At 61.9% G+C, this 24,842-nt stretch carries 21 protein-coding genes; 13 read left to right on the top strand and 8 right to left on the bottom strand.

Annotation, left to right across the window (positions count from 1 at the left end):
- The first annotated feature begins 142 nt into the window (after positions 1 to 142).
- Together PSH80_RS04860 and PSH80_RS04855 are read left to right on the top strand one after the other, a co-directional pair.
- Positions 143 to 2,062, top strand: a complete 1,920-nt coding sequence (locus PSH80_RS04860) for an alkaline phosphatase D family protein (protein WP_305419407.1) — start codon at positions 143 to 145, stop codon at positions 2,060 to 2,062.
- A 138-nt stretch (positions 2,063 to 2,200) separates the two neighbouring features.
- Positions 2,201 to 3,214 (top strand): diguanylate cyclase domain-containing protein, encoded by a 1,014-nt coding sequence (locus PSH80_RS04855; RefSeq protein ID WP_120731714.1) that lies wholly within the window; start codon positions 2,201 to 2,203, stop codon positions 3,212 to 3,214.
- 3 nt (positions 3,215 to 3,217) lie between these two features.
- On the opposite strand, the gene PSH80_RS04850 is transcribed toward PSH80_RS04855, so the two are convergent.
- Entirely contained in the window at positions 3,218 to 4,246 is a 1,029-nt protein-coding gene (locus PSH80_RS04850; RefSeq protein ID WP_057437889.1) for an amino acid ABC transporter substrate-binding protein, read from the bottom strand.
- A gap of 148 nt (positions 4,247 to 4,394) precedes the next feature.
- Here PSH80_RS04850 and PSH80_RS04845 point away from each other — a divergent pair, with 148 nt between their 5' ends.
- The 3 genes from PSH80_RS04845 (at position 4,395) to PSH80_RS04835 (ending at position 7,898) form a co-directional block, all read left to right on the top strand.
- Positions 4,395 to 5,321, top strand: a complete 927-nt coding sequence (locus tag PSH80_RS04845) for a LysR substrate-binding domain-containing protein (protein WP_128593804.1) — start codon at positions 4,395 to 4,397, stop codon at positions 5,319 to 5,321.
- 1,039 nt (positions 5,322 to 6,360) lie between these two features.
- The gene (locus PSH80_RS04840) at positions 6,361 to 7,629 is read left to right on the top strand and encodes an aspartate aminotransferase family protein (RefSeq protein WP_186626328.1); all 1,269 of its coding nucleotides are present in this window, start codon (positions 6,361 to 6,363) and stop codon (positions 7,627 to 7,629) included.
- On the top strand, positions 7,617 to 7,898 hold the full coding sequence (locus PSH80_RS04835) for a hypothetical protein (protein WP_057960587.1): 282 nt from the start codon (positions 7,617 to 7,619) through the stop codon (positions 7,896 to 7,898). The genes PSH80_RS04840 and PSH80_RS04835 overlap by 13 nt, the downstream gene beginning before the upstream one ends.
- Before the next feature lie 32 nt (positions 7,899 to 7,930).
- Here PSH80_RS04835 and PSH80_RS04830 read toward each other — a convergent pair whose 3' ends face one another.
- The 3 genes from PSH80_RS04830 to PSH80_RS04820 form a co-directional block, all read right to left on the bottom strand.
- The gene (locus PSH80_RS04830) at positions 7,931 to 9,964 is read right to left on the bottom strand and encodes a c-type cytochrome (RefSeq protein ID WP_057960588.1); all 2,034 of its coding nucleotides are present in this window, start codon (positions 9,962 to 9,964) and stop codon (positions 7,931 to 7,933) included.
- Between the two features lie 164 nt (positions 9,965 to 10,128).
- Positions 10,129 to 11,736: a 5-guanidino-2-oxopentanoate decarboxylase gene (locus PSH80_RS04825; protein ID WP_305419401.1), complete on the bottom strand. Its 1,608-nt coding sequence runs from the start codon at positions 11,734 to 11,736 to the stop codon at positions 10,129 to 10,131.
- A gap of 118 nt (positions 11,737 to 11,854) precedes the next feature.
- The gene (locus tag PSH80_RS04820; RefSeq protein ID WP_305419399.1) at positions 11,855 to 12,739 is read right to left on the bottom strand and encodes a LysR substrate-binding domain-containing protein; all 885 of its coding nucleotides are present in this window, start codon (positions 12,737 to 12,739) and stop codon (positions 11,855 to 11,857) included.
- Between the two features lie 234 nt (positions 12,740 to 12,973).
- Here PSH80_RS04820 and PSH80_RS04815 point away from each other — a divergent pair, with 234 nt between their 5' ends.
- From PSH80_RS04815 to PSH80_RS04780, 8 genes are all read left to right on the top strand, one after another.
- A complete protein-coding gene (locus PSH80_RS04815) occupies positions 12,974 to 13,756 on the top strand; it encodes an ABC transporter ATP-binding protein (protein ID WP_038446245.1) in 783 nt (260 codons plus the stop codon).
- Positions 13,757 to 13,803: 47 nt separating this feature from the next.
- Positions 13,804 to 14,577, top strand: a complete 774-nt coding sequence (locus tag PSH80_RS04810) for a transporter substrate-binding domain-containing protein (protein ID WP_305419397.1) — start codon at positions 13,804 to 13,806, stop codon at positions 14,575 to 14,577.
- Positions 14,578 to 14,595: 18 nt separating this feature from the next.
- Positions 14,596 to 15,309 (top strand): ABC transporter permease, encoded by a 714-nt coding sequence (locus PSH80_RS04805; protein WP_057437878.1) that lies wholly within the window; start codon positions 14,596 to 14,598, stop codon positions 15,307 to 15,309.
- Positions 15,310 to 15,321: 12 nt separating this feature from the next.
- On the top strand, positions 15,322 to 16,011 hold the full coding sequence (locus PSH80_RS04800) for an ABC transporter permease (protein ID WP_057437876.1): 690 nt from the start codon (positions 15,322 to 15,324) through the stop codon (positions 16,009 to 16,011).
- Positions 16,012 to 16,032: 21 nt separating this feature from the next.
- Positions 16,033 to 17,214, top strand: coding sequence for a pyridoxal phosphate-dependent aminotransferase (locus tag PSH80_RS04795; protein WP_057437874.1), 1,182 nt, complete (start codon positions 16,033 to 16,035; stop codon positions 17,212 to 17,214).
- A gap of 132 nt (positions 17,215 to 17,346) precedes the next feature.
- A complete protein-coding gene (locus PSH80_RS04790) occupies positions 17,347 to 19,083 on the top strand; it encodes an amidohydrolase (protein ID WP_120731706.1) in 1,737 nt (578 codons plus the stop codon).
- Positions 19,080 to 19,997, top strand: a complete 918-nt coding sequence (locus PSH80_RS04785; RefSeq protein ID WP_057960594.1) for a GTP-binding protein — start codon at positions 19,080 to 19,082, stop codon at positions 19,995 to 19,997. The genes PSH80_RS04790 and PSH80_RS04785 overlap by 4 nt, the downstream gene beginning before the upstream one ends.
- Before the next feature lie 108 nt (positions 19,998 to 20,105).
- Positions 20,106 to 20,810, top strand: coding sequence for a hypothetical protein (locus tag PSH80_RS04780; RefSeq protein WP_198830811.1), 705 nt, complete (start codon positions 20,106 to 20,108; stop codon positions 20,808 to 20,810).
- Positions 20,811 to 20,957: 147 nt separating this feature from the next.
- On the opposite strand, the gene cyoE is transcribed toward PSH80_RS04780, so the two are convergent.
- From cyoE to cyoB, 4 genes are read right to left on the bottom strand one after another with little or no spacing between them, the layout of a single operon-like run.
- The gene (cyoE, locus tag PSH80_RS04775; RefSeq protein WP_029300217.1) at positions 20,958 to 21,845 is read right to left on the bottom strand and encodes a heme o synthase; all 888 of its coding nucleotides are present in this window, start codon (positions 21,843 to 21,845) and stop codon (positions 20,958 to 20,960) included.
- An 11-nt stretch (positions 21,846 to 21,856) separates the two neighbouring features.
- Entirely contained in the window at positions 21,857 to 22,192 is a 336-nt protein-coding gene (cyoD, locus tag PSH80_RS04770) for a cytochrome o ubiquinol oxidase subunit IV (protein ID WP_029300215.1), read from the bottom strand.
- A complete protein-coding gene (gene cyoC / locus PSH80_RS04765) occupies positions 22,192 to 22,818 on the bottom strand; it encodes a cytochrome o ubiquinol oxidase subunit III (RefSeq protein WP_038446230.1) in 627 nt (208 codons plus the stop codon). Before cyoC ends, cyoD begins: the two co-directional genes overlap by 1 nt.
- 3 nt (positions 22,819 to 22,821) lie before the next feature.
- On the bottom strand, positions 22,822 to 24,840 hold the full coding sequence (cyoB, locus tag PSH80_RS04760) for a cytochrome o ubiquinol oxidase subunit I (protein ID WP_057444528.1): 2,019 nt from the start codon (positions 24,838 to 24,840) through the stop codon (positions 22,822 to 22,824).
- Positions 24,841 to 24,842: the final 2 nt, after the last annotated feature.

The raw sequence follows: 24,842 nt of genomic DNA, 5'->3' as shown, positions 1-24,842 counted from the left end.
GGCTAGCAGCGGGTATCAGCCAATGACCGTAAGATTGGTGAACACATGTATCCGCTCGCCACAACAAGCCTGCTTTGACAAAACACCGACATCCACTGCGTTAACCTAGCCAGTCCAATCCCGCACGAAGAGCCGTGTTTTCATGCTGCAACCCGACACATTGCCCGCCGTCCTCGCCGGCCCCCTATTGCGTCGCCTGGAGCCGGGTCGCCTGGTGTTGTGGCTGGTGGGCAGTCGCGCGCTGGCATTGACCTTGCGGTTGCAGTTCAGTCAGGACGAGGGCGAACAGTCCCTGGATATCGACCTCGACGCCACACGCTGCCAGGTCATTGCCGTGGGCCGCGCGGCGTTTATCCACCTGATTGATGTGTCGCTGGCCACGCCGCTGCCCCAGGACGTGCCCATCCGTTATGACCTGCTGATCGAGGGTGGCGCCGGCATCGCCCAATGGGCCCCGCATCTGTTGTACCCAGGCGCCCAGGCCCCGGACTTCATCCTGCACAGCCGTATCCGCCAGTTGCTGCACGGCTCTTGCCGCAAACCCCACCATTACGCCGACGAGGGCCTGCTCTGCGCTGATCGCCTGTTGGCCGCCGACCGCAGCCTGGCCCAGCGCCCGGCGTTGTTGATGATGAGTGGCGACCAGGTGTACGCCGACGATGTGGCCGGGCCGATGCTGCGCGCCATCCATGGGCTGATTGCGCGCCTGGGCCTGTTCGATGAGCGCCTCGATGGCGCCGTGGTGGACGACAGTGCCAAGCTCTACGACCACCCTGCCAGCTATTACCATCGCGCCGATCTGTTGCCGGCCCTGGAGAGCAACGAGACCCTGCGCGAACGCTTTTTTGGCGGGGTGAAAAAGCCGATCTTCACCAGCAGCACCGCCGACAACCACCTGGTGACCTTCGCTGAAGTCATGGCCATGTACCTGCTGGTCTGGTCGCCCACCCCCTGGACCCTGATCGCCACACAGCCGCCCACTCGGCTCACTGCCGAGGAACGGGCGCGCTACGCCCGCGAACAGGTGCCTGTGGATAAGTTTCGCGACGGTCTGGGCGGTGTGGCCCGGGTGTTCGCCCATGTGCCGTGCCTGATGATTTTCGATGATCACGACATCACCGATGACTGGAACCTCAGCGCCCAGTGGGAACAGACCGCCTATGGCCATCCGTTCTCCAAACGCATCATCGGCAACGCCTTGCTCGCCTATATGCTCTGCCAGGGCTGGGGCAACAACCCCGATGCCTTCGCCGCGCTTGTGGAAAAAACCCTGGCCCTGAGCGCGACGGCCCAGCAGCACGACAACCATTTACCCGCGCCCGCCCAGGACCAATTGCTCGAAGAACTCCTGCAGTTTCAACAGTGGCATTACGTGCTGCCCACAACCCCGGCGCTGGTGGTCATCGACACCCGTACGCGTCGCTGGCGCAGTGAATTCACCCTCAAGCAACCGTCCGGCCTGCTGGACTGGGAAGCCTTGAGTGAGCTGCAACAAGAACTGCTCGACCACCCTTCGGCAATCATCGTGTCGCCCGCGCCGATCTTCGGCGTCAAGCTGATCGAGACGGTACAGAAAGTCTTCAGTTGGTGCGGTTACCCACTGTTGGTCGATGCCGAAAACTGGATGGCCCACCGTGGCGCCGCGCAGGTGATCCTGAATATCTTCCGCCACTCGCGCACCCCAGGTAACTACGTGATTCTGTCGGGGGATGTGCACTACTCGTTCGTCTACCAGGTGCTGATCCGCCATCGCAACGGCGGGCCGAATATCTGGCAGATCACCAGCAGCGGCATCAAGAACCAATTCCCGCCGCGCCTGCTGGAATGGTTCGACCGCCTCAACCGCTGGCTCTACTCACCACGCTCGCCCCTGAACTGGCTGACCCGGCGCCGGCGCATGCAAGTGGTGCCGTATATCCCGGAACATGCCGAAGCGGGAGAGCGTCTGTGGAACAGTGCCGGCATCGGCCAGGTGTTTTTCAATGAGCAAGGGCAGCCGGAGGCGATTTACCAGCACAACGCCAACGGCTCGGCTCCTACCCGCATGGTGGAACCGCTCTAGCTTGGCCATCAACAATAATGGCGTTTAGCCACAATTTTACCCAGGCAAACCTCGCTGTACAGTACGCCCAGCCACGGAGTATCGGCGTTAACACCTGACTGGCCACAATGAGCCGGCATCCTCGCAGGGAGCGCGCAGATGGGCGATACATCCGATTTGGATCCGTTGAACAGTGAGCTTTTCGACGTCAACGCCGACCTGGTCCATGCCATCATGGAACTGGTCAGCGATGGAATCTGGGACTGGAATGCCAACACCGGGTTTGTCTATCGCAACCCCGGCTGGTACGAAATGCTCGGTTACGATCACCATTCCCTGGAAAACACCGTCTTCACCTGGGAAAGCGTGATCCACCCCGACGATTACCCCCATGTGATGAAAGTCTTCGATGACTACATCAATAGCCGCACCCCTCACTATCAAGCCGAATACCGCTGTCGAAAAAAAGACGGTACCTGGCTGTGGATCGAAGACCGTGGCTACATCATTGCCCGCAATGCCGATGGCTCGGTGTCGCGCATGGTCGGCGCCCACCGCAGCATTCATGAGCGCAAACGCTCCCTGGAACAGCTTGAGCGGCGCAACCAATCCCTTGAAGCGCTGGTGGCTGAACGCACCCGCGAACTGTCGCGGGTCAACCAGCAACTGCAGTTACAGCTCGAGGAAAACCGCTCCCTGGCCGAGCGCGATACCTTGACCCGCATCGCCAACCGCTATCGCCTGGAAAAAGCCCTGCTCGAAGAGTGCGCGCGCGCTCAGCGGTTTCGTCTGCCGCTGGCGGTGATTGCCATGGATGTCGATGACTTCAAGTCGATCAACGACCAGCATGGACACGCCGTGGGCGATGCCACCCTGCTGCGGGTAGTCGAATGCCTGGAGCATTGCGTGCGTCAGGGCGACCTGCTGGCACGTTGGGGGGGCGACGAGTTTATGCTGATTATGCCCAAGAGCACCGTGGAAACCGCCCGGATACTGGCCGAGCGCATTCGCCGGGCGGTGCTCGACCTGCCTCCCATGGGCGATTTCAACGTGACCCTGAGCCTGGGGGTGGTACAGCGCCTCGATGGCGAATCACCCGCCGACCTGATGGCCCGGGCGGACCAGGCGCTGTACCGGTCCAAGGCCGCGGGCAAGGACCGGGTTTCGCAATAACCGTTAGCGCACCGGCGGCGCGTACTGGATGCCGCCGTTGTTCCACAGCGCATTGAGGCCGCGCGGGATCTTCAGCACGCTGCCCTGGCCAATGTTGCGCTCGAACACCTCGCCATAGTTGCCTACTTGCTTGACGATCTGCACCACCCAGTCCTTGCGCAGCTTCAAATCCTTGCCGTACTCCCCATCGGCCCCCAGCAGGCGGGCGATGTCGGGGTTCTTGGTGGTCTTGGCCTGTTCCTCGACGTTCTTCGAGGTGATGCCCATTTCCTCGGCATTGAGCATGGCAAACAGCGTCCACTTGACGATGCTGAACCAGTCGTCATCACCCTTGCGCACCAGCGGGCCCAGGGGTTCCTTGGAGATCACTTCCGGCAGCACGATAAACTCATCCGGGTGCGCCATCTTGATCCGCTGGGCGTACAGGCCCGACTGGTCGGTGGTCAGCACGTCGCAACGGCCGGCTTCCAGGCCCTTGGCACTTTCATCGGCGGTGTCGAAGGTGATCGGGGTGTATTTCATGCCATTGGCACGGAAGTAATCCGAGACGTTCAACTCGGTGGTGGTGCCGGCCTGGATGCAGATGGTCGCGCCATCCAGCTCCTTGGCGTGGGCCACTCCCAGCTTGGTATTCACCAGAAACCCGATACCGTCGTAATAGGTCACGCCGGTAAACACCAGGCCCATTCCGGAATCCCGTGAGCTGGTCCAGGTGGTATTGCGCGAGATCACGTCGATTTCCCCGGATTGCAACGCAGTGAAGCGCTCCTTGGCGGTCAGTTGGGTGAATTTAACCTTCGAGGCATCGCCAAACACGGCGGCGGCAACGGCATGGCACACATCAACGTCGATGCCGGTCATCTTGCCCTGGGCGTCCGGCACGCCGAAGCCTGGCAAGCCGTCGCTGACCCCACATTGGATAAAGCCCTTTTTCTGGATCGCGTCCAGGGTCGCGCCTGCGTGAGCGGTGCCGGCCAGGCCCAGGACAGTGGCGGCGGTGAGTGCTGCCAGGGTGGATTTCAGATGCTGCATGCAAGGCTCTCCGTGTTGGATTTTATTATTTGGCGCCGCAAACCCGGGCCAGTTTATTTATAGTGTTGCCGGTCAGTATCAACGGCTTTACACCTGGGTCACAAATGACGTTTAGGCAAAGGCTCCTTCCTGTTTGGAATGAACTCCCATGATCTCAAAACGCTTGACCCCTTCGATGACTGCCCTGCAATGCTTCGAAGCCGCTGCCCGGCACCTGAGCTTCACCCGTGCCGCCGAAGAACTGCACCTGACCCAAAGTGCGGTGAGCAAGCAAGTGGCGCAACTGGAGGAAATGCTCTGCCACAAGCTCTTCGAACGCGTGCGCCAGCGTCTGTACCTGTCGCCGGCGGGCTCGCTGTACCTGGCAGAAGTGCACAAGATCCTGACCCAGGTGGATATCTCCAGTCGCTATATCCTCACCTACGGTGGTGAAACCGAGGTGCTGCGCATCGCCACCCAACCGACCTTCGGCGACCGCTGGCTGGTGCCCAAGCTCAAGGACTTTGCCGCCCGTCATCCGAATATCCACCTGGATGTGCGCAACGAGCTCGAACCCTTCGACGTGCTGCAGGCCAAGGCCGATATCGCGTTCTTCTTCGGCCAGGGGTCATGGCCGGGGGCCACCTGCATTGAGCTGTTTCGCGAAGCGGTAGTGCCGGTGTGCGCACCGGGGTTTGTCGCCCAGGGCAGCGACGCTTCATCGCAACACACCTTGCTGCAATGCACCTCCCGGCCCGAGGCCTGGCACGAGTGGTTCCTGGAACAGGGCCTGCATTCACAGAACAGCTACCACGGGCCGCGCTTCGACACGTTCTACATGTGCATACGCGCGGCGCAATCGGGTTACGGCGTGGCACTGGTGCCGCACTACCTGGTGGCTGACGAATTGGCCCAGGGCAGCCTGGTGGTGCCATGGGACTATGCGATGCCCAGCAGTGGCGCGCACTTTATCGCCCATGCCGAGCATGCTGGGGAGATTCCCAAGGTGAAGGCGTTTTTGCAGTGGATGGTGGAGTACACCCACTCTCACTGTGGGGGCGGGCTTGCCTGCGATGGTGGTGTATCAGTCAACTGATGGGCTGCCTGATGCTCCCCCATCGCGGCATAGGTATCTACACACTCTCTTCTGGGTATGTGTACATATCCGTTGCTTCGGTAACGGCGGCTATTGGTTCCGCTCTTACAGCGGGTCACTTTTGGAAAAGAGCCCCAAAAGTAACCAAAAGGGCTCTTGCCCCACCACTCGGCACCTCGCCTAGGCTCGGTGTGCCCGTCATCCGACATTGATTTGGGGGGCCGCCGCGATGGGCCATCCATGGCCCAGCGCGGCTAACCCGGCGTCCTGCCGGGTTACCCCCCAAATCAATGTCGGATGACGGCCAGCGTGGTTTAACGGGGCGCCTAAGATCAAAATCACAAGCAAAGCGAGGCGGCCTTAGAGCCGACCTGATCGTCGAAGCGTGCGCGTACCCCTGTGGGAGCTGGCTTGCCTGCGATGACGGTGTCTCAGTCGATAAATGTATTGGCTGATACACCGCCATCGCAGCGATGCGGCGACCCGACAAGCCAGCTCCCACAGGGGGGGAATGCAGCTTCACGCCCCGGCTTTGCTGTTGCTGTTGCTCTGCTTTTGATCTGGCTTTTGATCTTGATCTCAGGCGCCCCGTTAAACCACGATGGCCGCAGGCAGGTATTGCGCAGTGGGCACCCCGGCATGGATGCCGGGGTAGCCGCGACACGGCCAGGGATGGCCGATCGCGGCGGGCCCACGGAGCAATGCCTGACTGCGGGCATGCCGAGCCTAGGCGAGGCACCGAGTGGTGGGGCAAGAGCGCTTTGCTTACTTTGGCGCTCTTCCAAAAGTGAGCCGCCGTAAGGGCGGAACCCTAAGTGGCCGTGACCGCAGCAACGGATATGTACACATCCCCAACAACCAAATCAACCAACCCATCTGCTGACTGATACACCACCATCGCGGGCAAGCCCACTCCCACCGCAAAGCCATTGCCACATCCCGATTTTTGCGAATGACCCGGCGACTTTATTTCGTTTGCCGGGCCACCGCGCTCGCGGCTTAGATAGGCGCAAACCGCCCCTTTGCGAGCCCGTGATCCATGAGCCACGAAACCATCAGCCAGTCGATTTCCATCGTCCATCCCATCTGCCTGAGCCACGGGCGCAACGCCGAAGTCTGGGACACCGAGGGCAAGCGCTATATCGACTTTGTCGGCGGCATTGGCGTGCTCAACCTCGGCCATTGCCACCCGACTGTGGTCGAGGCGATTCGCGAGCAGGCTACCCGGCTCACCCATTACGCCTTCAATGCCGCGCCGCACGCGCCCTATATCCAGTTGATGGAGCGCCTCAGCGCCTTTATCCCGGTGGCTTACCCGGTCAGCGGCATGCTGACCAACAGCGGCGCCGAAGCCGCCGAGAACGCGCTGAAGATCGTCCGTGGCGCCACCGGCCGCACCGCCGTGATTGCTTTTGACGGCGGCTTCCACGGGCGCACCCTGGCCACCCTCAACCTCAACGGCAAGGTGGCGCCCTACAAGCAAAAAGTCGGCGTGCTACCCGGCCCGGTTTATCACCTGCCCTACCCCAGCGCAGACAATGGCGTGACCACAGACGATGCACTCAAAGCCATGGAGCGCCTGTTCAGCGTCGAAATCGACATCGCCGACGTGGCCTGTTTCATCCTCGAACCGGTGCAGGGCGAAGCCGGTTTCCTGGCCCTCGACATTCCCTTCGCCAGAGCCCTGCGGCGCCTGTGCGATGAACACGGCATTCTGTTGATCGCCGACGAAATCCAATCCGGCTTTGGCCGCACTGGCCAGCGTTTCGCCTTCTCACGCCTGGGCATCGAACCCGACCTGATCCTGCTGGGCAAAAGCATCGCCGGCGGCGTGCCCCTGGGCGCCGTGGTCGGACGCAAGGCCTTGCTGGACAACCTGCCCAAAGGCGGCCTGGGCGGCACCTATTCCGGCAACCCGATCGCCTGCGCGGCCGCCCTGGCCACCCTGGATGTGATGAGCGACGAACACCTGCAAGCCTGGGGCGAACAACAGGAAGCCGCGATCTGCGGGCGCCATGCCGCCTGGCAGGCGAAAAAAATCTCGCCCTACCTCGGCCGCCTGACCGGCGTCGGCGCCATGCGCGGTATCGAGTTGGTCAACCCCGACGGCAGCCCAGCCAGCGCCCAACTCCAACAACTGCTGAACCTGGCCCGCGACGCAGGATTGCTGCTGATGCCCAGCGGCAAGGCCCGGCATATCATCCGCTTACTGGCCCCGCTGACCATCGAGCCGGCGGTGTTGGAGGAAGGCTTGGATATTCTGGAGAAATGCCTGGCACAGCTCGACGCGCCGGCATGTCGCAGATGACCCAGCGGGCTCTGGAGCGAGGCGATGCGGCTGTCACCCTCGGCCTGTCTGTGCTGCAGGTACTGGGTTTGGGACAGGACATAGCCCATATCGCCGCCAAAGGTGGCGATTGGCAACGGATACTGATTGCTCCAGGCAGAACATTGGGCGGCGCACGTCCAATGCGACGGCCACCTGCGGATCGCCAATGGCCGACATTGGCCAACGCCATGGACGTATCTCGTCAAGAACAGGATCGGATGAGCCGGGAATTCAGGCTGGCGCTGTAGGAGCCGACAAGTCGGCCCCTACAGGGTTGAGGTCAGTAACGCGCGTCCACCGGCTTACCGCCGTTCGGCCAGTCCTTCACCTTGTCCGGGAAGTCCGGGCGTGGTTTTTGCGAGAAGTAGGCGGCAACGTCTACCGCTTCCTGGTCCGACAAGCCGCCCTGGCCCAACGGGAATTTCTCGTGGAAGCCGATCGGCATATTGCGTTTGACGAACGCGGCCGCCGTGTAGGTGCGGGCCATGCCAGCGCCGATGTTGAAGGACTGGTCGCCCCACAACGGTGGGTACACCAGGCTGCCGTCGGCACGGGCCAGGCCCTCGCCGTCGCTGCCGTGGCACACCGCGCATTGCTTGGCGTAGACCTGCTCGCCATTGGCCAGGTCGGGCTTGATGGCCGGGTCGATCTTGCCGACACCACGGCCAGGGACTTTATCCTCGGGCTTGGTGTTGTTTTTCATCCAGTCGAAGTACGCCACCATCGCCTGCATATCCGCCGATTGAGGCTGTATTGGCTTGCCGTTCATCGAGCGGCGGAAGCAGCCGTTGATGCGCTCCTCCAGGCTCACCACCTTGCCGGCACGTGGGGCGTAGCTGGGGAAGAAGGCCGATACGCCCACAAACGGCGAGCCATCCGCCACGGTGCCAGCGTTGAGATGGCAACTGGTGCAGTTCAGCGCGTTGCCGACATTGTCTGGCAGCAGTTCCTTGGTCTGCAGGTGCAGGCGCATGCCGCGGACCACTTGATCGGCATTGGATGCTGCCAGCAGGTTGGCCAGGCGCGGCGTCTCGAACGCCGAGGAGTCGGTGCTCACCGGGTTGAGTTGGTCACGCATTTTCTTCACCTGGGCGGTGCTGATCGGCGTGCCTTCGTTGCCCCAGCGTGTGCGCACAAAGGTGAGGATTTCCGCCACTTCGTTGTTCGCAAGCCTGGCAAAGCCCGGCATGGTGTAGACCCGTGGATGGGCGGCGGTCTCGGCGGTTTCCCAACCGGTCAGGGTGATGTGCAGCAACGAGGTCGGGTTGCTGGCAACCACGCCGGTGTTGCCGGCCAATGCCGGGAACAGGCCCTTCACGCCCGCGCCATCGCTGCGGTGGCAATCGCTGCAGAACTGCATATAGCCCAGGCCGCCACGGCTGGTGAACAAGTCCTTGGGCAGTTCGGCCGGGCCTTTGGCGACGGCCGGCATCGGCAGGTCATCCTTGCCCGGTGGCAGGGATTTGAGATAGGTAGCAATGGCCGTCAGGTCAGCATCCGTGAAGTGCTGGGTGCTGTGCCGGATCACGTCCACCATGTTGCCCGATACCGTGGCAAAGCGGTTCTGCCCGGTCTTGAGCAGTTGCACGGTGTCTTGCACCGTCCATAGGTTGCGCAGGCTCAAGGCGCGCCAATGCTCGACGGTTTCCCCGCCCAGGTAATGCTCGCCGCTGCTGCCGGCGTCGCTCATGGCTTTTTCCTGGAAGGCGATACCGCGCGGGGTGTGGCACGAGCCACAGTGGCCGAGGCCCTGGACCAGATAGGCGCCCCGGTTGAGCACGGCATCCCGGGCCGGGTCGGGCTGGAACGGTTGCTTGTCGAGGAACATGAAATTCCACAACGCCAGGCCCCAGCGCTGGTTGAACGGGAAGCCCATGTCGGCTTCGAGGTTGGCCTGTTTCACCGGCTCGACGGCGTGCATCAGGTAGGCGAACAAGGCACGCATGTCCTCTTCGCTCATCTTCGCGTAGGACGGATACGGCATCGCCGGGTACAGGTTCATACCCGCCGGCGTCACGCCTTCGCGCATCACACGGTCGAACTGTTCGAAGGTATAGGCACCAATCCCGGTCTCGCGGTCCGGGGTAATGTTGCTGGAGTAGATGATGCCCATGGGCGTGCTCAGCTCCAGGCCACCCGCCATCTCGGGGCCTTGCTTGGCGGTGTGGCAGGCGATGCAGTCACCCAGTTGGGCAACGTATTTGCCCTGGGCAATCAGTTCGGTATCGGGTTTGGCGGGTTCGTTGGCGTGCAGGGGAAGCGCAAGACACAGCGTCGCCCCCATCCAGGCCAAACGTGACAGAGAAAGGGCCATCGCATTATTCCTTTAATAACCTGGCCTGGGGGTTGGCCCCTGGGTACAGGTTTGTCTGCGTTTTTATGAGGTCATCAGGCGGACAACCGGGGCTTTGTAAGCCCCGGTTTGTTGTAGCGGATTTTCGAGGGGAGCCCGTTGATATGGATCAGGCCGAGGGCGGTTCAGGCGTTTTGCAGGTAGTGCGCGGCGTCGAGCTCGATCATCACCGGTTGACGGCTGTCGACCAGGGTTTGCAACAACCCGTGCAAGGCCTGTGGCGTGTCGGCCGTGTGATAGGCGACGTGGCAGCTGCGGGCCATCGCGGCAAAGTCCGGGGTCAGGATATCCACCCCCAGCGGCGCGATTTCCCGGGCCTGCATATAGTCCCGGATCTCGCCGTAGCACTGGTTGTTCCACACCACCAGGATCACACCGATGCCGGCCTCGCGGGCCGCGATCAGTTCGTTGCTGGCAAACTGCAGGCCGCCATCGCCGACCAGTGCCACCACTGGCCGTTCAGGCTTGGCCAGCTTGGCACCAATGGCCGCTGGCAATCCGTAGCCGAGGGTGCCGTAGCCGGTGCCGGCGTTGAACCAACTGTTGGCCGCCGGCGCTTGGTAGCCCACCGCGCCCTGGTACACCGGCTGGGTCGAATCGCCAACGATCAGCGGGTCGACCAGGCTGTCGCGCAGCAGGTCCAGCAAGCCTTGCAGCCCCTGTTGCTTGGCGTTCCAGTTCTCGCGTTCCAGACGGTTGACGCGCTGCACGCTGTCCTGTGCCCAACGCCCGCTCGGCGCTGGCGGGCTGACCGCAGCCAGCAACGCCTGCAAGCCTTCGCGGGCATCGCCCACCAGCCCGACATGGGCGCGTTGCACGCCCATGACTTGCATCGGGTCGATATCCAGGCGGATCAGCGGTGCCTTGAATTTCAGTGGGCCAAGGCCGAAGAAGTCGTAGTCGGTTTCTCCCAATTCAGTGCCCACGGCGAGGATCACATCGGCCTCGTCAAACAACGAGCGGCCATGCCTGGACGACTGCACACCATCCAGCAACAGCGGGTGACCCATGGGCAGCAGGCCACGGGCATTGGTGGTCAGGGCCACCGGCGCTTGCAGGCGTTCGGCCAGTTGCTGCAACACCTCAGCGCAATCACGGGCGCCGCCGCCGGCGAGGATCAGCGGCCGCCGCGCTTCATTGAGCAGGCTCACCGCCGCCCGCAGCGAGGCCGGCGCCGGAGCCGGGGCGCCGGGCAGGCTGCGGGGCATCAGGTTGAGGTCGATGGCCGGCATCTCCAGCACATCCAGGGGGATTTCCAGATGTACCGGGCGCGGGCGCGCGCACTTGAACACGGCGAAGGCGCGGGCCAGCAGTTCCGGCAATTGCTCCGGTGATTGCAGGGTATGGCTGAAGGCACACACACCGGCGACCATCGCCCGCTGGTCCGGCAGCTCGTGCAGATGCCCGTGGCCCAGGCGCAGATGTTCGCGGCGGTTGGTGGTGGAAATCACCAGCATCGGCACCGAGTCGGCATAGGCCTGGCCCATGGCCGTCAGAATATTGGTCATGCCGGGGCCGGTAATGATGAAACACACGCCCGGCTTGCCACTGGCGCGGGCGTAGCCGTCGGCCATAAACCCGGCGCCCTGCTCATGGCGCGGGCTGACATGCCGCAGACGGCTGCCATGCAGGCCGCGATAGAGCTCGACGGTGTGCACACCGGGGATGCCGAACACGGTATCTACCCCATAACCTTCCAGCAGGCGAACCAGGGACTGGGCACAGGTGGTCATTGCTCATTTCCTTCTTATTGTTCTGTGTCGATTGGTCGGACCTTAGGGGGCGCTCCGAGGGCGGACAAGCAAAAAATTTGCCGGCCATTGGCAAAAAAAATTCACGGATTGCCGCGCACTACAGCCCGCCACCCAGCTGCGACTTCACCCACTCGCTAAACGCCTGCACCACCGGGCGCTCGACTTTCTGGTGATCGGCCACCAGGTAATAGCCACGGTTGGATTCGATCTCGGTCTCGAACGGCCGCACCAGCAAGCCCCTGGCCAGGGCCTCGCCGCTGATCAGGTTGTCGCCCATGGCGATGCCCTGGCCGGCGATGCACGCCGACTGCACAAAGTGCGCATCGGCAAACACGATGCCACGCTGCACATCCACATTCGGCGCCCCGGCGGCGGCCAGCCATACGCGCCAGTCGGAGTAGTCGATCATATGCAGCAGCGGTGCGCCGGCCAGGTGTTCCGGGTTCTTCAGGCCGCCCATGGTGTTGACCAGGCGCGGGCTGCACACCGGGAAATAACGCAGCGAGACGATTTTCTGCACATGCTGGTTAGGCCAGTCGCCCATGCCGTAGGCGATAAACAGGTCGGCGCCGTGGTCGCTGGTGTCGTCCGGGGTGCGCGGTGATATCAGGTGCAGTTCGACCTGTGGATAAAGTGCCTGGAAGTCGGCGATATGGGTGCACAGCCAATAGGTGGCAAACCCCGCCGGGCTGCTGATACACAGGCGCCCGCTGACCTGCTGGCCATCGAAACGCTGCCCGGCTTCAAGGATATTGGCCAGCAGCCCATGGATATCCCGGGCATAGCGCTCGCCCTGCCAGGTGATGCGGATGTTGCGCCCGGTGCGCTCGGTCAGGGCAAACCCCAGGGTCTGTTCCAGGCTCTTGATCTGGTGGCTGATGGCGCTGGGGGTGAGGTTCAGCTCGGCGGCTGCCTCGGACACGCTGCCCAGCCGGGCCACCGCGTCCAGCGCCCGCAAGGCGGTCATGGAGGGGTAACGCATGGATGTTCACCTGCTCGAAGATACCCGCACCATAGCCGGAATCAGCCGTCAGACATAGCCACCGGCGAACGGGACAGTTGAATTAAATTTCAATATCGAGCGAAAAATGCTCGATTGACCTCATGTGGCCAGTGGCTATTCTCGATCCTCATCACTGCATGCCTGTGCAGCTTTGCGCAGGAGCCGGCTCCTGCAGAAAACTGCCTCATCTACAAAAATAAAGAGGGATAACCCTTGAACCCAGTCACCCCGGTGGTCGCCATTGATGCTCTGCACAAGAGCTATGCCGCGCACCATGTTCTCAAAGGCATTTCCCTGCGCGCCAACGAAGGCGATGTGGTGTCGCTGATCGGCTCCAGCGGTTCGGGCAAAAGCACCCTGCTGCGTTGCATCAACCTGCTGGAGATCCCGTGCAGCGGCAGCCTGCGCATCAATGGCGAAGAAGTGCGCCTGAAAAAGGACCGCGCCGGCAACCCGCTGATCGCCGATCCCGACCAGGTGGCACGCCTGCGCACGCAACTGGGCATGGTGTTCCAGAGCTTCAACCTGTGGCCCCACCGCACCGTGCTGGAAAATGTCATCGAAGCACCGGTGTATGTGCTGGGTGAAGACCGCAAGGACGCCATCGCCCACGCCGAGCACCTGCTGGAAAAAGTCGGCCTGGCGAGCAAGCGCGATACCTTCCCGGCCTTCCTCTCCGGTGGTCAGCAACAGCGCGTGGCCATCGCCCGCGCCCTGGCCATGCGCCCGCGCGTATTGCTGATGGATGAACCCACCTCGGCCCTCGACCCGGAGTTGGTCGGCGAAGTGCTGAAGGTGATCCAGGGCATCGCCGAAGAAGGCCGCACCATGATCCTCGTCACCCACGAAATGGCGTTTGCCCGGGATGTATCGAGCAAGGTCATGTTTTTGCACCAGGGATTGGTTGAAGAAGAAGGCACGCCCCAGCAAGTCTTCCAGAACCCCACCAGCGAGCGTTGCCGCCAGTTCGTCATGGCCCAGGACAATCGCGTTTGAACTGCCGCTTCCATCCTTCAAAACAATAACTTCGAAAGGGTCAAGCCATGCATAACTCTCTGAAATCCCTCGCCGCCGGCTGCGTGCTCGCCGTGCTTTCCCACAGTGCAGTGGCCGCCGAAAAAATAGTGTTCGGCATCGCCCTGGAACCCTACCCGCCGTTCTCCGAAAAAGCCGGCAATGGCGCCTGGAGCGGTTTCGAACCGGACCTGATCAAGGCCCTGTGCGAACGCCTGCAAGCCCAATGCCCGCTCAAGGAAGTGTCCTGGGACGGTTTGATCCCGGCGCTGCAATCGAGCCAGATCGACGTGATCCTCAACTCCCTGAGCATCACCGAAGAGCGCGAAAAGGTCATCGCCTTTACCGCCCCCTACTACCAGACCCCGGCCATGTGGGTCGCCGACAAAAGCCTGGACCTGGTCACCACCCCCGAAGGTCTCAAGGGCAAGTTGATTGGTGTGCAGGGCTCGACCTCCAACGCCACCTACCTCAAGGCCTACTACGCCAAGGGCTCGACCCTGCGCTACTACAACACCCAGGACGACATGACCGCCGACCTGCAAAGCGGGCGCATCGACGTGATGCTGGCCGACGCGCTGACCATCGAGCCGATGCTCAAGTCCAATGCCGGCAGTGGCCTGGCTGACAAGGGCCTGGCGCCCAAAGACCCGTTGTTCGGTTCCGGTATCGGTGCCGCCGTGCGCAAGGGTGACGACCGCCTGCGCGAGCAGCTCAACACCGCGCTGGCGGCAATCAAGGCCGACGGCACCTACGACAAAATTCGCAGCCGCTATTTCAGCGTCGATATTTCCGCGCAATAACGTCCAACGGAACGCGCCATGATTTCTTTGTCCGAACTCACCCAGTTGTTCGTCGCCGACGGCTGGCTCAACGCGCTGCTCCAGGGCGCGGTGGTGACCTTGCAGATTTCCGCCGGGGCTTTTGTGCTGGGCCTGGGCATCGGTTTGCTGGTGGCCATGATCAAGCTCAAGGGCCCACGCTGGATGGTGCGCCTGGCCAACCTGTACACCACGCTGTACCGCGCGGTGCCGGAGCTGCTGCTGATTTTACTGCTGTATTACGCCGGCACCGACCTGCTGAATATGGCGATGGCCGCCATGGGCCGCGACAGCGTGACGGTCAACGGTTTTATCGCCGCCGTGCTGGTGCTGGGCATCGTTCAGGGCGCGTACTCCGCGGAGATCATTCGCGGCGCGATCCAGGCCATTCCCGTCGGCCAGCTGGAGGCGGCGCGGGCCTTTGGCATCGAGCGCTGGCTGCTGGTGCGCCGGGTGTTGCTGCCGAGCATGTTGCCGTTTGCCATGGCCGGCCTGTCGAACCTGTGGCTGGTGCTGGTCAAGGACAGCGCGCTGATCAGCATCGTCGGCTACAGCGAGTTGCTCTCGGTGGGCAAACAGGCGGCCGGCTCCACCAAGCATTACCTGGTGTTCTACCTGGCGGTGGCGGCGGTGTATTTCATCATCACCCTGATTTCCAACGGCGCCTTCCGGGTGTTCGAGCGACGGATCAACCGCTGGATGCCGCAGCACTAAGGAGCGCAGCCGATGGACTTTTCATGGATCAACAGTTTTGGCAACGAGCTGCTGCACGGCCTGGGTATCACCCTGAAGTTGCTGGCCCTGTCCGGGGTGTTTGGCTTTTTGCTGGCGGTGCTGGTGGCCTTGGGGCGCTTGTCGTCCAACCCGCTGATCAGTGGGCCGTTACGCGCCTATACCGCGGTGTTCCGAGGCACGCCGCTGCTGGTGCAGATCTACATCCTGTATTACGGCGTGGGCAGCGTGTTTGCCAGCTACCCGCTGATTCGCGGCAGCTTCCTCTGGCCGTATTTGCGTGAAGGCTTCTGGTACGTGGCCCTGGCCCTGATTCTGTGTGTCGGTGCGTATGTCGGCGAGGTGCTGCGCGGCGCCCTGCGTGCAGTACCACGGGGCGAGCTGGAAGCGGCGCGGGCGTTTGGCATGAAACGCCTGATGGTGCTGCGCCGAGTCTGGTTGCCACGGGCCCTGGAGCTGGTGAAGCCGACCCTGGTGGGCGAAACCGTGTTGCTGCTCAAGGCGACCGCGCTGGCCTCCACCGTGGCCGTCACCGACCTGCTCGGCGCCGCCAACCTGGTGCGGGCGCAGACGCTGCGGGTGTATGAGCCACTGTTGGCCGTGGCGGTGATCTACATTGTCCTGGCGTTCGTGATCGAACACGTCTTCTCGCGCTGGGGCAAAGTCCCGCAGCGCCAGGCTTGAATCAATTTTAGGAGAACAAGGATGCGTTATTCACCGTTTGTCGAGCGCATTAGTGGCGAGTCCGTCAGCGCCTGGGATATTCACTACGCGGCCGTCGAAGCCCGTGGCCGTGGCGAAGATGTGATTGTGTTGAGCGTCGGCGATCCCGACTTCGCCACCACCAGTGCCATTTGCGAAACCGCCGTCGATGCCCTGCGCGCCGGCGACACTCACTACACCCATGTCCTCGGCCGACCGGCCCTGCGCGAGGCGATTGCGGCCAAGCAAAGCCGTCTGCAAGGTATCGCCGTACACGCCGATAACGTGGCCCTGGTGGCGGGTGCGCAAAACGGCCTGTTCGCCACCTCGCTGTGCCTGTTCAGCCATGGCGACGAAGTGCTGGTGCCGGAGCCGATGTACCTGACCTATGAGGCGTGCATCCACGCTTCCGGTGCGCGCATCGCGACCATCGAGCAACCGGCAGCCAACGGCTTTCGCCTGACCCGCGCGGCCCTGGAAAAAGCCATTACCGCCAAGACCCGGGGCATTGCCCTGGCCACGCCGTGCAACCCCACCGGGAACGTCTACAGCCGTGAAGAGCTGGAGTGGGTGGCCGAAGTCGCCCGTGAGCACGACCTGTGGGTAATTTCCGATGAGGTCTACGGCCAGATCACTTACGACCAGCCGCACCTGAGCATTGCCTCGCTGCCAGGCATGGCCGAGCGCACCGTGGTGCTCAACAGCCTGTCGAAAACCCACGCCATGACCGGCTGGCGCGTGGGCTGGGTGGTGGCGCCGACCGCGTTGGTCGGCCACCTGGATAACCTGCTGCTGTGCATGCTCTATGGCTTGCCCGGGTTTATCCAGGAAGCGGCGATCAAGGCCCTGGAGCTGGATGATGAGGTGGTGAGCGACGCGCGCACGGTGTATCGCCGCCGGCGCGACCTGGTGGTGGCCGGCCTGGGTGGCATCGCCGACCTTGATTGCCGGGTGCCACAGGCCGGCATGTTTATGCTGGTGGACGTGCGCCGCACCGGGCTGTCGAGCATGGACTTTGCCTGGCAGCTGTTCCGCGCCACCGGGGTGTCGGTGCTCGATGCCCAGGCGTTTGGCGCCAGTGCCGAAGGCTTTGTGCGCATCTCCTTTACCGTCGCCGACGACACCCTCAAAGACGCTTGCCAGCGGATTGCCGGGTTTGTCGAGGGCCTGCGCGCCAACCGCTGAGCTTTATGTGGGAGCGAGCGTGCTCGCGATGCGGGCAACTCGGTCCCACAGGCACAACGCGGTGATGCCATCGCAGGCAAGCCAGCTCCCACCCTTTGATCGTCGCCGCTTCTGAATATTGAGGTTTCCCCCGTGACCGCTTCCGACCAATTCACTTCCACCCACTCCGTTGTCGGCGAGCACGCTGACCTGGTGCTGCACCACGGCCGCTTCTACACCCTCGACCCGGCCCAGCCGTGGGCCGACGCGGTGGCGATTCGCGGGGGACGTTTTATCGCAGTCGGTACATTCGCCGACCTGCAACACCTGATCGGCCCGCAGACCCGCCAACATGACCTGCTGGGCGCATTCTGCATGCCCGGCCTGCACGATATGCACACCCATCCCGACCTCGCCCTGGCGCCACGCTACAGCGATGACCTGGATGTGGGCATCGAAGATCCCACCCCCGAACAACTGGCGGCGGCGATCCACGCCTACGCCGATGCCCACCCCGGCGATGGCTGGATCTACGGCCAATACTGGGTGCGCTACACCTTCCGCGAAGCCGGGCTGACCCCAGGGCGCGAATGGCTCGACAGCATCATGCCGGACCGCCCGGTGGCGCTGCTGGACCGTATGTGGGGGACCATGATGGTCAACTCCTGCGCCTTGAAACTGGCCGGCATCGACCGCCACACCGCCGACCCGCGCAACGGCTATATGGAGCGCGACGAACTCAGCGGCGAACCCAACGGATTGATGATCGACGGTGCCTACGCGCTGATCCACGCGGCCATGCCGCCGACCCCGGTGGCGGTGCTGCGCCGGGCCTATCGCGACGGCGTGCATTTCCAGAGCTCGCGTGGCGTTACCGCGACCAAGTATGTTCACGTCTGCGAGCGGCGTCTGGACGCCCTCAAGGAGCTGGACGATGCGGGCGAATTGAGCCTGCGCGTGGAAGCCGCGATCAGTTGGCAGGACGATATCTTCCCGGTGCGCCGGCGCTGGGAACTGCTCGGCGGCGAGCGTCACTACTATCGCAGCGCGCGGCTGAACGCCAACGCGGTGAAATTCCACTTCGACGGCACCGTGGAGCCCAAGTCTTCGTACCTGATGACCCCCTGGGCGGCCGACTCCACCTGGCGCGGCAAGCTCAACCTGACCCCGGAACATATCACCGACATGGTGGTGGACATGGACCGCCGTGGCCTGCGGGTGATCGCTCACTGCACCGGCGACGGCGCTTCCGATGTATTCCTTGATGCGGTCGCCGAAGCGCGGCGGGTCAACGGTGACAGCGGCATTCGTCACCAATGCGCCCACAGCACGTTGCTGCATCCGGGCAACCTCAAGCGCTTCAAGGCGCTGAATGTGATCGCCGAATTCTCCCCGGCGGCCTGGTACCCGACGCCGTTTGCCAGCGGCGCCCGCTCCGGTTATGGCGCCGAGCGCCTCAAGCGCATCTACGACTTCAAAGGTGTGCTGGCCGAAGGCGGCCTGGCGGTAATGGGCACCGACTGGCCGGTGGCCTCGATTGACCCGTGGCTGGCCCTGGAAACCATGGTCACCCGGCAGAACCCCTGGAACCAGGAACCGGACTGCTTCGGCGAGCCGATCACCCTGGAACAGGCACTGCAAGTGGCGACCCTCAACGGCGCCCACGCCATGGGCCTGGAGCACTCCACCGGCAGCCTGGAGGTGGGTAAGTGCGCCGACCTGATCGTGATCGACCGCGACCTGTTCGCCCAGCCGGCGCGCAACTACATCCACCAGACCCAGGTGCTGCTGACCCTGGTCGATGGTCGGCCGGTGTACGACCGCCTCAACACCTTTGAAGGCACGGCGCTGCAAGCCGTGTGGCAAGGCCTGCCGCCGGTGATCGAATGAATAGCGAGAGCATTGCAGTCACGGTAGTTTCGGGCTTTCTCGGCGCAGGCAAGACCACCCTGCTCAACCGCATCGCCCAGCAGCCGCAACATGGGCGCATGGCGGTGATCGTCAATGACTTCGGCGAGCTGAACATCGATGCGGCGATCATCGCCGAAGTCACCGACGCCGTGTTCAGCCTGCAGAACGGCTGCATCTGCTGCACTGTGCAAGAGGACCTGCTGGCGCAGCTGGTGAGCCTGAGCCAACTGCGCCCCCGCCTGGACCGTATCGTCATCGAGTGCAGCGGTGTGTCCGACCCGCAACGCATTGTGCAAACCCTGGGTTATCCACAGCTCAAGGCGCACCTGCATCTGGATACGGTGATCACCCTGGTGGACGCCAGCGGCTATGGCGCCCTGGAGGGTGAGTTCGCACGCTTGTCCCGGGCTCAGGTGGCCTGTGCCGACCTGGTGTTGCTGAACAAGGCCGACCTGGTCAGCGCCGCCGAACTGCAAAGCCTGCGCGCAACTATCGGTGCCCGCACACGCGTGATCAGCACCGTGCAGGCGCAGATCCCCGATGCCCTGCTGCTGGGCGAGCGCACCCCGCGCAACGGCTTCACTCCCGTGCCGACGCCGCACCACGAACTGTTCGAAAGCTGGACCTGGCAAGCCACCCAGGCCCTGCCGGCCAAAGCCCTGCGCGATTGGCTGGGGCAACTGCCCAAGGACTTGTTCCGCCTTAAAGGCCTGGTGCATTTACAGGGCAATGAGCAACCCTTCTGGTTGCAACATGTGGGCAACCGCAGCCAGTTCAGCCTGGCCAGCGGCGAGCACGCGCAGGACTCGGCGCAACTGGTGTTTATCGCCCGACGGGATAGCGGGCTGCGGGAAACGCTGGAGGCGCAATTGCAGGAGATGCAGGAACTGTAAGCGCGGATGACGATGAAGGCAGAGTGCCGCCTTGACCTTGCTACCCCGGCCCTTGAAAATGCCCGACGTTTTTCCCGTCTCCCCGCTTACAGAAGTAGTGAAATTTCAATGTCAGATTCCCGTACTGAAGAATCCGTAGTCACTTTGCAGTCCAAAGCTGAATACGAAAACGCCATCAATCTTTCACAGCATGTGCCAGCGGCCAAGAACATCAGTGAAATGGTGCTGGACGCGTTCCACACCTCCAAGGAAAGCGACCAGATCCGCGAATTGCGCGTCGCCATCCGCCAGGCCCACGATGCCTTTGACGATGACCAGGCCTATGACCTGATGGGCCAGCTCAAGCAGCTCAAAGACGCCGAAGCCGCCGACAACGCAGCCCTGGAAGACCTGAGCAGCAAGTTTTCGATCAGCCGAATCCTTTCCAGCTTCAAGGACGACCCCGAGTTCCAGGAACTGGTGTATGGCCTGGCGCTCAAGGTGTTGAACCAGACCCACCAGGCCATCAGCAACCCGAGCGTCGGCAAGGGCAAGGCTGCGCGGGCGAAGAAGGAAGTTGAGGTGTTTGTGATCAGCAAGGACGGGATCAGCGTGACCCTGCCGATGCGCACGCCGCGCTCCAAGCTCAATGTTGACCGCGAGGCGCTGGAGTTTTTGGGCTTTAGTTTTGTGGGTGAAGGGGATGAGGCGGAGCTTGAGAGTGAAAGCTTTGTGGATAACTCCGGTGCCGAGCAGCCTTTGACGCGCAAGAGTATTGTGACGGCGCTGCAACAGCAGACGGCGTTTGATGGGTATAGCATTGCTCAGCAATAGGTCTTGATTGAGTACATATCCGTTTTTTGTAATGGCGGCTATTGGTTCCGCCCTTACCGCAGAAATGGATATGTACCCATACCAAACCACCCCCACAAAAAAGCCCCGCTCTTCTCTCAAAGGCGGGGCTTTTCATGACATCCCAACTCAGTGGGCGTAAGTCAGCAACAACTCTTTCGGCACCTGGAAATCCAGGGACATCATCACGCTCAAAGCCGTAATGGTGAAGATCGAGAAGACAAACAACTTACGCGCCCAGACAGTGTCATCCACCGCCTTGTAGCCGGTCCAGGCCATGTACAACCAGTACATGCCCATGGCCGCGGCGACGGCGAGGTAGCTCATGCCGGCATACCCACTGAAGGTCAACATCAAGGTCGCCACAAGGAAGGCCAGGATGTACAGCAGGATGTGTTTCTTCGCCACCTGGATGCCACGCTTGACCGGCAATACCGGAATCGAAGCCGCCAGGTAGTCGTTGAAACGGAAGATCGCAATGGCGTAGGAGTGCGGCATCTGCCACAGGCTGAACATCACCAGCAGCACCAGCGCAGCCATGTCGAAGCTATTGGTCACAGCCACATAACCAATCACCGGCGGCATCGCCCCCGACAGGCTGCCCACCAGCGTGCCGTGAACCGACTTGCGCTTGAGGTACAGGCTGTAGAGGCCGACGTAGATGACAAAACCGATCACGGCAAACAACGCCGCCAGCGGATTGGCCACCGTGTACAGCAATGCCACGCCGGCAACACCGAGGACGGTCGCGAAGATCAGTGCCAGTTTCAGGGAGATAAGGCCCTGGACCAGCACGCGATTCTTGGTGCGCTCCATCTTGATATCGATGTCACGGTCGATGCAGTTGTTGAACACGCAACCGGACGCCACAACAAGGGAAGTGCCGATCATTGCCGCCAGGAAGATGGCCAGATCGACATGCCCCTTGGAGGCCAGGAAGAAACCGCCTGCCACAGAAAGCACGTTACCGAAAATGATCCCCGGTTTGGTGATTTGGATAAAGTGCTTAAGCGACATCGGGTCTTACCTCACTTCGCCATCATGTAGGTGTGGATGCTGAACATGATCCACAACGACAGGCCAACCAGCAGCAGGATCACAATGGCCGTGAACACAAACGCAATCACGTTGTTGCGCTGGGCCTGGGAGCGATCCAGGTGCAGGAAGTAATACAGGTGGACAACCACCTGGATCACCGCGAACAACAGCACGATGGCCAGTGTCGTGGCCTTCGGCAAGGTTGGGTACATCACCAGGCCGAATGGGATGATCGTCAGGATCACCGACAGGATGAAGCCGATAGCGTAAGACTTTACGCTGCCGTGGCTCGCATCATGGCTGTCATGGGAGTGTGCATTAGCCATTACAGAGTCCCCATCAAGTAGACAACGGTGAAGACGCAGATCCAGACCACGTCCAGGAAGTGCCAGAACAGGCTCAGGCAGCTCAGGCGGGTCTTGTTGGTCGACGTCAGGCCATGCTTGTTGACCTGGTACATCATGATCGCCATCCAGATCAGACCGGCGGTTACGTGCAGACCGTGGGTACCGACCAGGGTGAAGAACGCCGACAGGAAGCCGGAACGGCTAGGGCCGTAGCCTTCGGAGATCAGCAGGTGGAACTCGTTGATCTCCATGGCGATAAAGCCAAGGCCGAGCAGGAAGGTCAGGCCCAGCCACTTGAGCACGCCTGCCTTGTTGCCACGGAAGAACGCCAGCATGGCGAAGCCGTAGGTGATCGAACTGAACAGCAGCAAGGCGGTTTCGCCCAGCACGTAATTCAGTTCGAAGATGTCGTGGCCCGACGGGCCACCCGCTACGTTGTTTACCAGTACCGCGTACACCGCGAAGATCGACGCAAACAGGATGCAGTCGGTCATCAGGTAGAGCCAGAAACCGTATACGGTCATCTCGCCCGAGTCGTGGTGATGGTCATCGTGCCCATGGTCATCGACATGGGCGTGTCCAGCATTGGTCACTAAGTTCGACATGGTTTAAGCCTGTTCCAACGAGGTTTCAACACGGTTGGCCGGAATCTTCTTCTCGGCTACCAGGCGAGCGTGCTGCTCGGCTTCGATGCGCTCGATCACGTCGACCGGCACCATGTAGCCTTGATCATCACGCGCCGCGTGGATCACGAAGTAGATCACGGTGCCAGCCAGGCTAGCGATGGCCAGCCACCAGATGTGCCAGATCATCGCGAAACCGAAGACCGTCAACAGCGCGCCCATCACCACGCCAGTGGCGGTGTTGTTCGGCATGTGGATCGGTTCGTAGCGCACAGGTCGCTGGTACGCAGTACCGTTTTCCTTGGCTTCGGTGAACGGGTCGATGGTCTCGGCCTTCGGCAGTACAGCGAAGTTGTAGAACGGCGGTGGCGACGAGGTCGACCATTCCAGGGTGTGTGCATTCCATGGGTCGCCGGAGTCGCAGGCGTTTTGCTTGCGGTCACGGATACTCACGTACAGCTGGATCAGCTGGCAGGCGATGCCGACAGCGATCATCACCGCACCGAACATGGCGACGTACAGGTACGGCACCCACTCAGGGTTGGTAGTGGCGTTCAGACGACGGGTCATGCCCATGAAGCCCAGTGCATAGAGCGGCATGAACGCGACGAAGAAGCCGGTGATCCAGAACCAGAACGCAGCCTTGCCCCAGCCTTCGTGCAGCTTGAAGCCGAACGCTTTCGGGAAGTAGAAGCTGAAACCAGCGATGTAGCCGAATACCGCACCACCGATGATCACGTTGTGGAAGTGCGCGATCACGAACAGGCTGTTGTGCAGCACGAAGTCAGCACCCGGGATGGCCAGCAGTACGCCGGTCATGCCGCCGATGGCGAACGTCACCATGAAGCCCAGGGTCCACAGAACCTGGCTGGTGAAGCGCAGGCGGCCGTGGTAGATGGTGAACAGCCAGTTGAATAGCTTCACCCCCGTAGGGATCGAAATCAGCATCGTCGCCAGGCCGAAGAAGGCGTTGACGCTGGCCCCCGAACCCATGGTGAAGAAGTGGTGCAGCCAGACCATGAAGCCCAGTACGGAGATCGCGCCCGAGGCGTAGACCATCGAGTGGTGACCGAACAGGCGCTTGCCGGTAAAGGTCGAGATCACTTCGGAGAAGATACCGAACGCTGGCAGGATCAGGATGTACACCTCAGGGTGACCCCATGCCCAGAACAGGTTCACGTACATCATTGGATTGCCACCAAGTTCATTGGTGAAAATGTGGAAATCCATGTAACGGTCAAGCGTCAACAGTGCCAGGGTAGCGGTCAGGATCGGGAACGAAGCCACGATCAGAACGTTGGCCCAGGTGCAGGTCCAGGTGAAGATCGGCATGTCCATCAGTTTCATGCCTGGGGTACGCATTTTCAGCACGGTGGCCAGGAAGTTGACCCCCGTCAGCGTCGTACCTAACCCGGATAGCTGTAGCGCCCAGATGTAGTAATCCATCCCCACGCCCGGACTGTATTGCAGCCCCGACAACGGCGGATAGGCAACCCAACCGGTCTTGGCGAATTCGCCGACGCCCAGGGACAGGTTGATCAGCACCACGCCGGAAACCAGCAGCCAGAAGCTCAGGGAGTTGAGGAACGGGAACGCAACGTCACGCGCACCGATCTGCAGCGGCACTGCCAGGTTCATCAGGCCGGTGAAGAAAGGCATCGCCATGAAGATGATCATGATCACACCGTGGGCGGTGAAGATCTGGTCATAGTGTTCAGGCGGCAGGTAGCCAGGCGAACCCTCGGTGGCCATGGCCAACTGGGTACGCATCATGATGGCGTCGGCAAAACCACGCAGCAGCATGACCATGGCGACGATGATGTACATCACGCCGATTTTCTTGTGGTCGACCGACGTCAGCCACTCGGTCCACAGGTAGGTCCACTTCTTGAAGTAGGTGATTGCCGCAAACAGTGCCAGACCACCCAGCGCGATCATGGCGATGGTCACCATCACGATCGGCTCGTGGAATGGGACCGCTTCCCAACTTAATTTACCAAACATCG

It is taken from the genome of Pseudomonas sp. FP818 (assembly GCF_030687335.1).
Lineage (GTDB): Bacteria > Pseudomonadota > Gammaproteobacteria > Pseudomonadales > Pseudomonadaceae > Aquipseudomonas > Aquipseudomonas shahriarae.
This window is presented reverse-complemented; position numbering and strand designations above follow the sequence as displayed.